The organism is Moorena sp. (assembly GCF_982860115.1).
Map to the genome: position 1 here is coordinate 1 of NZ_CEYLVT010000246.1, position 10,858 is coordinate 10,858.

Annotated in this window: 7 protein-coding genes; 4 read left to right on the top strand and 3 right to left on the bottom strand. The window is 45.6% G+C overall.

The window, feature by feature from the left end; genetic code table 11:
- Nucleotides 1-324: 324 nt before the first annotated feature.
- A complete protein-coding gene (gene petJ / locus AC4II3_RS27745) occupies nucleotides 325-657 on the top strand; it encodes a cytochrome c6 PetJ (RefSeq protein ID WP_488012623.1) in 333 nt (110 codons plus the stop codon).
- 220 nt (nucleotides 658-877) lie between these two features.
- On the opposite strand, the gene AC4II3_RS27750 is transcribed toward petJ, so the two are convergent.
- Together AC4II3_RS27750 and AC4II3_RS27755 are read right to left on the bottom strand one after the other, a co-directional pair.
- Entirely contained in the window at nucleotides 878-1,915 is a 1,038-nt protein-coding gene (locus tag AC4II3_RS27750) for a formylglycine-generating enzyme family protein (protein WP_488012621.1), read from the bottom strand.
- A 287-nt stretch (nucleotides 1,916-2,202) separates the two neighbouring features.
- Nucleotides 2,203-4,545, bottom strand: a complete 2,343-nt coding sequence (locus tag AC4II3_RS27755; RefSeq protein ID WP_488012631.1) for an arylsulfatase — start codon at nucleotides 4,543-4,545, stop codon at nucleotides 2,203-2,205.
- Here AC4II3_RS27755 and AC4II3_RS27760 point away from each other — a divergent pair.
- Together AC4II3_RS27760 and AC4II3_RS27765 are read left to right on the top strand one after the other, a co-directional pair.
- Complete coding sequence (locus AC4II3_RS27760) at nucleotides 4,457-4,657, top strand: hypothetical protein (protein ID WP_488012635.1); 201 nt, start codon at nucleotides 4,457-4,459, stop codon at nucleotides 4,655-4,657. The genes AC4II3_RS27755 and AC4II3_RS27760 overlap by 89 nt on opposite strands.
- A 795-nt stretch (nucleotides 4,658-5,452) precedes the next feature.
- Nucleotides 5,453-5,731 carry a hypothetical protein gene (locus AC4II3_RS27765; RefSeq protein WP_488012619.1) on the top strand — a complete coding sequence of 93 codons (279 nt, stop codon included), beginning with the start codon at nucleotides 5,453-5,455 and terminating at the stop codon, nucleotides 5,729-5,731.
- Between the two features lie 964 nt (nucleotides 5,732-6,695).
- Here AC4II3_RS27765 and AC4II3_RS27770 read toward each other — a convergent pair.
- The gene (locus AC4II3_RS27770; RefSeq protein WP_488012617.1) at nucleotides 6,696-9,272 is read right to left on the bottom strand and encodes an arylsulfatase; all 2,577 of its coding nucleotides are present in this window, start codon (nucleotides 9,270-9,272) and stop codon (nucleotides 6,696-6,698) included.
- Nucleotides 9,273-9,690: 418 nt separating this feature from the next.
- On the opposite strand from AC4II3_RS27770, the gene AC4II3_RS27775 reads away from it, so the two are divergent.
- A complete protein-coding gene (locus AC4II3_RS27775; RefSeq protein WP_490722969.1) occupies nucleotides 9,691-10,710 on the top strand; it encodes a helix-turn-helix domain-containing protein in 1,020 nt (339 codons plus the stop codon).
- The last annotated feature ends 148 nt before the right edge of the window (nucleotides 10,711-10,858 follow it).

The window sequence follows — 10,858 nt, forward strand, 5'->3', positions numbered from 1 at the left end:
CAATCGCACTTGCCTAAATTAGCCTACCTTTAATGCTATTTATTACTAATAAATTTTAGAGGTTATCACCTTCAAATTGGGCAAATATTATGACCCTATTCAGCCTTGATTATCAGCACTATTGCATAGGTATATCAATAGTAGTGATATTAAGGCTGCCTTATTGATTCTTTGGTTTCCCCTGAGTGGAGATTGCCCATCTTATTAATTGTTAATTTAATTGTTAATTATTGTTATAACTTTCACACCCTGGGGTTTGACCGAGTCACCCCTCTCAGCTTACGATAATATCTGGCTCAACGCCATATTGAGAGGAGAAACACTTTGAAAAAAATACTAATTGCGATTCTGCTAGTTTTCGCGTTAATAACTTTCAGCTTCCCTGATTCCGCTTTAGCTGCTGGTAATCCAAAGAATGGGAAAGCGGTATTTAACGCTAACTGCAATTCTTGTCATATGGGCGGCAAAAATGTAGTCAAGCAGGACAAAACGCTGAAGAAGAGCGACCTGCAGAAATATGGCATGTATTCTGATAAAGCTATCATCGAACAAGTAACAAACGGCAAAGCACCTATGCCTTACTTTCGTGGTCGTTTAAACGCCCAGCAAATTGAAGATGTAGCTGCTTATGTTCTAGACCAGGCTGATAAGTGGTAGGCTGGATTCAGTGACTAGTTTTTAATCAATCATCCCGTAGGGTGCGTTAGGTGCGGCGTAATCAACTAGCAACAGTTTAGAGTTTACGCCAGAAGCGCCGTAACGCACCAGCCACTGCTGTTTCAAAATTAATTAACGTAAGCATATGCGCTATGCCCACGCTACGCGAACAGCAGTCAGCCGTAACTTTGGGATAGACAGAAGGATAACGATTTCAGCCCTAACCTTGATTGTGCCAAGGCATCGCCACTAAACGAAAACCCACATGATTGGTTCCTGTATCAGGAGCTTGGGACTCTCGTGCTTCAGGACGATAACGGCTGCAATAATTTCGGGCGCAGAGGAAAGATCCGCCTTTAATCACATGGAGTGCCCCTTGATCAGGCTTTTGCGGATCGAAACTACTCCCTTGATCCGGTCCCGATGGATTGAGGCTGCGATCTTTCCCCCTATGACCCACACGATACCAATCTGCGGTTAATTCCCAAACGTTGCCCAGCATATCGTACAGACCGTAACCATTGGCAGAGAAGGATTCGACCGGGGCAGGACCGAGATAGCCATCGGCTTTGGTGTTGAAGAAGGGGAAGAAGCCTTGCCAGGTGTTGGCTTTGTGAGGGGCATATTGTTCACCAGGGATCGAGGTATCAGTGTCAAGACCACCCCGTGCTGCATATTCCCATTGGGCTTCGGTGGGGAGCGTTTTACCCACCCAATCGGCATAGGCAACCGCATCTTCATAGGCAATGTGAACAACAGGGTAGTTGTCAAAACCTTTAATGGTGCTGTCGGGTCCGTAGGGATGTTGCCAATTAGCACCAACAACCCAATCCCACCAGCTTAAATAAGCTACTTGTTGGATACCCGGTGCAGGGGGCTGAAACACCAGGGAACCGGGCTGTCGTTGTGCTTCGGTTAAGCCAGGGAATTGGTCTTTGGCCAGGGGACGTTCAGCAACGGTGATGTAGTCTGTAGCTTGGACAAATGCTTGATATTCAGCGTTGGTAACTTCGTGGCGATCGATGCAAAAACTATCCACGGTCACATCAACAGCAGAACGCTCTGAAGCATAGTAGGTGTCGGACCCGATCGTAAAGGTTCCCCCAGGGATCGACACCATACCTTCAGGACAGGGAGAATCGGCAAAAGCCAAAGGTGACGAAGTCAAGACAGTTGGGAACAGGAAGAGGAGGGAGACTGCCAGCAAAATGCCAACAAGATGACGAGTTAAATTCTTCTGAAGCAAGGATAAAAACATGGATATTCAAGAACAGTAATCTCAGAGGGCGATCGCAGAGCGGTTAAACAGTTTCGTTTTAGTTCGGGCGATGAAATGAATAAGGGTGGGCAATGCCCACCCTACTAAAAGTTTGGTACTCGGACTTCCATCCCAAAACGCGATCGAGATGATTTTGGGATGGGTGTGATGCCGAGAGGCATATAGAAATACCTCCCGACATCCTAATCTAATGGCTAGCGATCTAAAAGTGACTGTTAAGACAGTTACTTATCGATAACCTCCTGAATGATTCGGTTCCATAAGTCTTAATTACTAATATCTTCGGAAGCTTGGTAGGGCTCCAATGCCGAGTATAAGTTGACTTCAACCTTGTTGATCGTCCCGTCGAACTCAAAGGGAGCGCGATCGGCATAGTCTAAGGAAACCGGTGCCCCCAGATCCGTGCCGACATCGAAGGTTTCACTGGCACTGAAGGCTCCCACGACGATTGTTTCGATAGTGGTTCGGTCCACTTCATCACCATCCACTCGTATAACCACTTCACCTGGGGAATAGAGATCCTCGATGGTTGTGTCTACTTCAATGGTGTGATGACCAGCAGCGATCGGTGAATCCGATCCAGCCTTATAACGTTCTAGGAGCAGCATATTGTACTCGTACTTGAGCAGTCCGTTGTCCATAAACAAGCTCACACCGCCACCGGAACCTCCCAAGGCATAGAGAACGCCGGAAGCATTTTCACCCAGATCGACATCGATCGTAACCAGGTTGCTCTCGCGACCTAGGCTTGGTGCAGTGAATTCGGGCATACGAGTTGTGCTTTCATCAAAGACCCAGCTACTGTAGGGACTCCCGATCCGGTCTTCGGGATTAGTGTTGATGTACAGGCCGCCCCCAATGGGGAATGCCAAATTCTCTTCTGCTTCTTCCAAGAACAGTTGTTTCATTACCTCCAAAAGCTCTGGCTCCTGAGCGGCCAGATCGTGCATTTGAGTGAAGTCCTCGGTAATGTGATACAGTTCCCAAACGTCTTCATTGGGATCCCAGTCAGGGAAGCCCTCTGCTGATTTAGCTATATTCCAGGGGATCTGAGGACCGAAGGTGCAGGCATACCAGCCATCGATATAGATGCCTCGGCTGCCGCTGTTCTCGAAATACTGAACATTCTTTCGATCCGGTGCGTTGGCATCGTCGAAGGTGTACTTCATGCTAATCCCATCGAGGGGTTTTTGCTTGAAGCCGTAAACCTCGACCGGGGGGGTAATGCCCAGGATCTCGTAGATAGTTGGAGCGATATCGTTGACATGGTGAAACTGAGACCGGGGGGTTTTGTCGGGGGTGATGCCATCGGGCCAGGAGACAACCATCGGGTTGCGGGTACCACCGAAGTGGGAAGCAACTAGCTTAGTATAACGGAAGGGGGCATCCCCTGCCCAGGCCCAAGCAGCGTGGTACATATTTTCGGTTTTTGGGGTTCCCAGGGCATCAAGTCCGCCTAGTTCGTCGAGAGCCTCAAGTTGCTCCTCGATCGTACTGGGAATTAGGTTCTGGGCAAGAAATTCGCTGATAGTGCCCTCCTGACCTTCGGCACTGGCTCCGTTGTCACCAACAATATAAAAGACGATGGTATTGTCGCGAATGCCCAGATTGTCGAGTTCCGAGATCACCTTACCCGCCTGGGTATCCACATGTTCGAGAAACCCTGCATAGACTTCCATCAACCGCCGTTGGAAGTCACGTTCCGACTCGGGAATCTCATCCCATGCTGCCATGTCATCAGGCCGAGTAGCTAGCTGCGCATCTTCTGGAATCCAGCCCAGGGTTTTCTGGTTGTCAAAGACCCGCTTTTGGTACTCGTCCCAGCCGTCATCGAATTTACCCTTATACTTATCTGCCCATTCATTGAAGACGTGGTGAGGACCGTGGACTGCCCCTGGTGCCCAGTACATCAAGAAGGGTTTGTCGGGAGAATAGGAACGGTGGTGGCGCATCCAGGCGATCGCTTTATCCGCCATATCTTCACTCAGGTGGTAACCCTCGTCGTGGGGCGGCTCTATGGGGTTGAGGTTCTCATAGAGGCGCGGCTCATACTGAGAGGTTTCACCCGCAAGGAAGCCGTAGAAATAGTCGAAACCATGCCCAGTAGGCCACCGATCGAATGGACCCATAGCTGTGGTCTCATTGGTTGGGGTATTGTGCCATTTGCCAAAGGCAGAGGTTTTGTAGCCGTATTCGCTCAAAACTTCGGCGACCGTGGCAGTGGTCTTGGGAATAACCCCCAGGTAACCATCCCAGTCCACCGAAAATTCTGCGATCGTACCTGATTGGGCTCGGTGGTGATTGCGCCCTGTTAACAGAGCGGCGCGGGTGGGCGAGCAGATGGCAGTAGTGTGAAAGGTATTATAGGCAATCCCTTCATCCCACAGACGGCTTAGGGTCGGCATGTGGATCTCGCCACCAAAGGTGTCAGGCTGCCCGAAGCCCACATCATCCAGCAGGATAATCAGGATGTTGGGCGGATCTTCGTTGGGTATACGGTTCGGTTCCTCGCGCCGGATCATGGTGGACTCTGCCAAAGTCGGTCCGGCAACGCTGGCTGATGGCACTGGCGGGAATGGCAGGGTCGAGCCATCAGCAGTTTGTGCCAAGACAGGGGGAGTAATACTTCCCAATAGGAGAGAGATGGCGATCGCAAATATCGCGATCGCTCTCAACATTCGGTTTAAAAAATCCTTGAAAAACATGGTTAAAACCTTGTAAAAAGGAATAACAAAATCTCGATCTCAAGCTTCCATCCCAAAACGCGATCGAGATGATTTTGGGATGAGTGGGTGGAGTCAATTACTTCTACATTAGACCTCTTGCAAAAATGGAACCGAAAGTATTGGTCTTACGTAGCCAAAATAGACTTTTGCAAGAGGTCTATTTTTTGGCTATTCGGAAATTGACTTTGCCGACATTTCCTAGCTTAGGGGTAAGCTATCTCTGTGGATAATCAAAAATTCCAACTTTCTCAGCCATAAAATATAATTAAATAATTTTCAACCAATTATAAGTTTTACTTATAATTGATGGCAGGGTAAGGGCAAGAATCAATAAGCTGTGGCTTACCCTCGAAAAAACCTAGGTCATTCTCAACAAATTAACTCTATTGCGAGTATAATTCTACGAGATTATAGGGGTTTCAAACCACGAGCAACCGATATCTAACCAATCTCAGGGGGTAAGCATTCAGCACTCAGCCGTCAGCCGTCAGCTAAAAGTCCAAGTAACTCAGCATTATTCCAATGCTTACCTGTTGTCTTGATGCAGTCGCTCATGGGGGAAACCCCCGCGTGAAGGCGCTGCATCGCTTCTTCAAAAGCTGTTCGCACAGCGTGGCACAGGCTTTGGCCTTTGGCCACGCTGTGCGAACGACGCTGAGACGAACGCCCATTAGCTGATAGCTGATAGCTGATAGCTGAATGCTTACCTCAGGGGGTGATAGTACACGTGTATGGTTAACTTCAGTTATAATGGTAATGCCTGGAAAATAATTTCATTATTTATAAAAAAATGACTATAACGCTTCAATTTAAACCAGAAGTCGAGGCTCGTTTAATTGCTCAAGCTGCTGCCAAAGGTTTATCATTAGACACCTATCTTGAATCTGTAATTGAAGAGAGTTTGATTAACCAAAAACAAACATCTTTCTATCAAACAGCAACCGATCAAGAATGGAACTCGGCATTGATGGATCTAATCAATAGTGCATCTTTTACTGTAGCACCGCCACTTGCGGATACAGCAGTTGACCGAGAAAGTATCTACACAAGAGAAGAAGAAATGTTATGAGCTATTTGGTGGATACAAATGTTTTGCTGCGTTTGGTGCAGAAGACTAGCCCGATGCATCCCGATGCTCGAAAAGCGATTTTTATACTTAGAAGACAAGGTTTTTCCTTATGTATTATTCCTGGGGGGGTGACAAGCGCTCTTGAAAATCTTACAGGGGTTAGGTTTTAGGGGTTAGGTTGCGCGGTAAGATTGCCCTTGCGGGATGGATTTATTAAAATTATTATTGACGAAGTCTTGTAAAAATTGCTTCAATTGCTGGGAAATACAAATGACTCCGATGCGCTCATTTTAACCAAAACCTAAAACCTAACACCTAACACCTATCTAGGTTTGAGCTTTGTTGTCACCCCGTGAGCTAACCAATGCAAATTATGAGCCATTTTTTCTTGGGCTTACCCTGCTGGTGTAAATCCCTTTCCACAAAAGCATTCCCACTACCCACACTTAAAATCGGTTTACTGTAATCATAGTCAACCAAAGATTTAATTCTGCTGGTAATAAACTTGCGGTATTGGGGAACGTAGATACTAGGAGTGATGGAATCCTGGTAGGCTTTCCCTTATTCCCAAAGATCATAAATATTCTGACCCTCCTGCCTCGGTTTGGAGTAGTAGTTGTCTGTTGGTACCAAAGTTTTCTGATTCATGGCATTTAATAATTTTGTAGCTGAACTGTGGGTTAAGGGAATGAGGAGTGAGCAAAAGACAAAATATAAATCCTGTAGAGGCGTTTGCGTAGGGTGGTGCGTAGCGGCATAGCATTCGCAGAGTAATACCGAATCCGGTTGAGAAAAAACGTGTTACTTCGCCCCCTAAATCCCCCAATTATGGGGGATCCATGAATTATTTTTCACGTACTCTGAGAACCGGATTTGGTATAAATCCCCCAATTATGGGGGACGCATGAATTATTTTTTACGTTCTCAACAGAGCTTACAAAGCAATTGCCACTTCAACGGAAGGTTAGTTTGGAATTCTGCAATCCAACAATCCTGAGCAAGGTGGTTCTTCAAGGTCTATTGTCACCTTCTTAATTTTGCCTGTGAAGGCGAAAGGTAACTCATCCTTATACTTATGACTGACTGGTGTGAGTAAATCCATCCCTACATCTTGAGTTTCCAGAGAGAATCGTGCAGGTACGGTTTGTAGGATGTTGTATTTACCAAACATGCTCAAAGGCTCGATATTACTCTTATCAATTTCCTCATCATTAACTAAGAAGGTAACTGTAGCGGGGAAACCCTGACCATCTCCATAATTTCCTGAGTAGTCAAAGTAGAATCCAAGGGTAACATCATCACCAGAACAAACGTTGTCGTATGAGCAAATGTCGTCGATAGAAACAACATCGTAGTGGGTGCCAAAGAAGTTGTAGGTATAGTGGAGTTTCTTGTCCTTAATGTAGAAGCTATAGCCTCCCGTCTCTCCACCGAGCGCCAGGAGTACACCTTCAGCACCTTCAGGAGGAATCGTTACCTCAGCAGTAACCTTATGATCTTTGCTTTTCACATCGGGTGCTGTCCCTTCTGGCAGTCGAACGGCACTTTCATAGAAGTCGAAATGATAGCGTCCTGCAGTAAAACTGGGACGTAAACTAACATCACCTCGTTCAACAAAGCGATCGTCCAGAGGAAAAACATTATACTTACCTCCCTCAACTAGGAATAAGTCTTTGAGTTCCTCTAATTTCTTAGGAAGATAGGGTGATGCAGATAAGTCACTGATTTTAGATAAGTCGTTGCCTTGGGAGAAATCAGTCTTTAAATCGTACAGTTCCCACTCATCCTCATCGAAAGGTAGCGGGTCTTTACTCTTGCTAAGTGGTGACTTATGCAGCGTTGATGCCATCCATTCGTGTTCTCCTTCATCTTTGTATATGGCTCGATTCCCAAACATCTCAAAATACTGAGTTTTATGAGTACCTTTAGCACCTTCCCCATTACGAAGTTTCTTATCAAAACCAAAGGTATATGCTAAGCTTACCCCTTCTATCGGCTGCTGCTGGATGCTGTTAACGATCTCTGGTTCCTGAATTCCAGTTACTTCCAGAATTGTCGGTGCGATATCAATAACATGGTGAAACTGGTCTCGGATCTCCCTTTTGTCTGGAGTAAGCGGAATCTCCTTAGGCCATTTAATAATCATGGGATTGCGAGTACCGCCAAAATGGGAAGCTACCTCTTTTGTCCATTGGAAAGGTGCATCCGTAGCCCAAGCCCAGCCAACGGAGTATCCTGGCGAGGTTCCGCCTTCAAGCGTACCCCACTTGTCTGCACACTCCTTGATTTCTTCGATGTTATAGCCCAGTCCGTTAAGATTTCTCATGGTGTTGCAAGTTCCATTCACACCACCGCCTGCTGAACCACCGTTGTCACCCACGATATAGACGATCATGGTGTTTTCTACTTCCTCTTCAGGAATAGCATCAAGGACACGACCTACCTCTACATCAGTGTATTCTAGAAAAGCCGCATAGATTTCCATCTCCTTGGCTAATGCCGCACGAGCGCTGTCGTCGAATTCATCCCAACCAGGTATTCCTTCTGGGCGAGGGGTAAGTACAGTATCAGCAGGAATTATACCGGGAGTTTTCGCAGTTTCACCGTTAATGCCCTTCTGACGATTGTAAATTTTCACACGCTCTGCGTCCCAACCATCATCAAAATCACCATCGTAGTTATCGCGATAGGACTCTGGGGGTTGGTGAGGTGAGTGGGTAGCACCGGGAGCAAAGTAAAGGAAGAAAGGACGATCGGGTGCAATTGAATGCTGATTGTTCATCCAACCAATTGCTTTATCCGCAAGGTCATGGGTGAGGTTGTAGTCTTCTCCATCACTGGTTTTGGCTGGTGGATTGATTGGGTTCTGGTTTTCATACAGTGCTGGATACCACTGGTCTGTTTCTCCACCAATAAATCCGTAGAAGTAATCAAATCCCAAACCATTAGGCCAACGGTCAAAGGGACCAACCATACTGGTTTGGTTATCAGGAACATTGTGATTTTTGCCGAACCAAGCTGTGCTGTAGCCATTTTCTTGGAGAACTTCGGCAATGGTGGCTGTGCTTTTGGGAATCAAGCCTTTATAACCAGGATAACCTGTTGCCAGTTCCTGAACCACTCCACTGCCTACTGAGTGGTGATTGCGTCCAGTTAGTAGAGCCGCACGAGTTGGCGAGCAGAGGGCAGTTGTGTGGAATCGATTATACGTTATCCCTTCGTCTGCTAGCTTCTCCAAAGTTGGTGTTTTAATCGAGCCACCAAAGGTTTCTGAGGAACTAAATCCCACATCATCCAAGAGGACAAGGACAATGTTAGGTGCTTTTTTTGGGGCTTCAGGGGATTCCATAATTGACTTATCTGGCTCCCCGGAAGTGTCGTAAGTCACACCAATTTGACCGTTAAACTCTGGGTCAGGTTGTGGCAGAATTTCCTGAGCCAAGGCTGGTGGTACTAATACTCCTAGGGAAAAGATCGCCACAACTAGGAGATTGAGTAATCTTTTAAGTTTTAGTACAGTTTTCTTCATACACTTAGTCATTTGAGTTTTTCATTGATTAACTCTTTGTTGACATCCTCTTGCGCCTGTTCCCGCAGCGTTGCCGCAGGCTAGGCGCGGAGGTTCCTACTGAGCAGTAACTCTTCAGAGTGGGGTGCTGACCCAGGTGGAGAACTATTCCACCCCAGGAAAAAGCATTCATCCAAAGACCTAATCGAATCAGGGTGGGTTATGCTCACTCTGTTGTGCTATGGGGTAAGTCAAAGACCTCACGGTGCCCTTGACCCGTAATTAAATTCGTCACGGGTTCCACCCCAAGTTAACTTTAGTGGTAAGCTATCTCTGTGAATAATCAAAAATTCCAACTTTCTCAGCTATAAGTTTTAAATAACTAATTTTTGAAATATATTAGTTTTGCTTATAGGTAGTTGGATTATTTTTTTGTTCGAGTGGTGCTCAAATGAGTTTGTTAATTTATGCCAACAATAGTAAAACTACCCAAGCTGAGGATGATCCTGGCACAGGCAATCAGAATATTTTCTCCAAATCCTTTACAGATGTGGATACTTTCAAAGAGTTTTTTGAGTATCAAAATAAGGAAATAATACAACTCAGTCCCGGTCCTCTTCAAGCTGAGTTTTTGTCGATTCAGGTTGGTAACTTATTTTTTGTATATAATCAGGCGAACCAAGGGATTCAATTTTCGGGTGATGGTACAAAGGAATACATATCTTTTGCGATACTTTGGTCTGACAATGAAAAGGAATATTACTCCTTCCGTCACCCTTTGGAGCCTCAAAGGACTATTTTTGGTTTCAATAACAGGGAAGCAGACGACATATTTCCTCAAGGTGCAAGGTTGACACACATTATAATCCCTGTTAAAACGTTTGATGCTTATGCAGACCAACTACAACGCCACGATCTAGACGATAATTTCCGGAGTAAAAATCATGTGAATTTGCTACCAACGGGGATGAACGAAATTAAAGATTACCTGAAACAACTTGTTTGGTTAGCATTACACAAACCTACTTGGTTACAAAACCCTCATATTGAGCAACTCGTTGCTGATGATTTCCTTCCTTTGTTGATTAGTCAGATTCCCATTAAGTTAAATTCCAAGTGTTTTATCAAACCTTCCCGAAGAGCAAAGTTGATTGCCCAAGCTGAAAAAGAAATATTAGCACACTTGGAAAAACCTCTGACCTTAAAACAGCTCGCTCAAAATTTAGGGTCTAGCAGTTCTGCCTTATCCTATGGTTTTCAGGACTTATTTGGCTTGAGTCCCATGCGCTATCTCAAGGTACGACGACTTAATGCAGTGCGACAACGCTTGAAGGCAAGCGAACCAGAACGTTGTACTATAACCATTCTTGCTAGTCAATTTGGGTTCTACAGTCCTTGTCATTTTACTCAAGATTACAAAGCTATGTTTGGGGAGTTACCTTCAGATACATTGCGAAACACTGCAAACTAAGCCTTGAGTATCCAGGGATAAATATTTCTGGAAGTTATATAGCAATTATCATACTTATGAGGACAAAGCTTATCCCTTTAAGGCAAAAGGCAAAAGGCAATAGGCAATAGGCAATAGGCAATAGGCAATAGGCAATAGGCAATAGGCA

What these genes read in the sequence shown, in the direction of transcription:
- AC4II3_RS27750 (WP_488012621.1), bottom strand. Translation starts at nt 1,915, where the DNA reads ATGTTTTTATCCTTGCTTCAGAAGAATTTAACTCGTCATCTTGTTGGC.
- AC4II3_RS27760 (WP_488012635.1), top strand. Translation starts at nt 4,457, where the DNA reads ATGGTGGACTCTGCCAAAGTCGGTCCGGCAACGCTGGCTGATGGCACT.
- AC4II3_RS27765 (WP_488012619.1), top strand. Translation starts at nt 5,453, where the DNA reads ATGACTATAACGCTTCAATTTAAACCAGAAGTCGAGGCTCGTTTAATT.
- AC4II3_RS27770 (WP_488012617.1), bottom strand. Translation starts at nt 9,272, where the DNA reads ATGACTAAGTGTATGAAGAAAACTGTACTAAAACTTAAAAGATTACTC.
- AC4II3_RS27775 (WP_490722969.1), top strand. Translation starts at nt 9,691, where the DNA reads ATGAGTTTGTTAATTTATGCCAACAATAGTAAAACTACCCAAGCTGAG.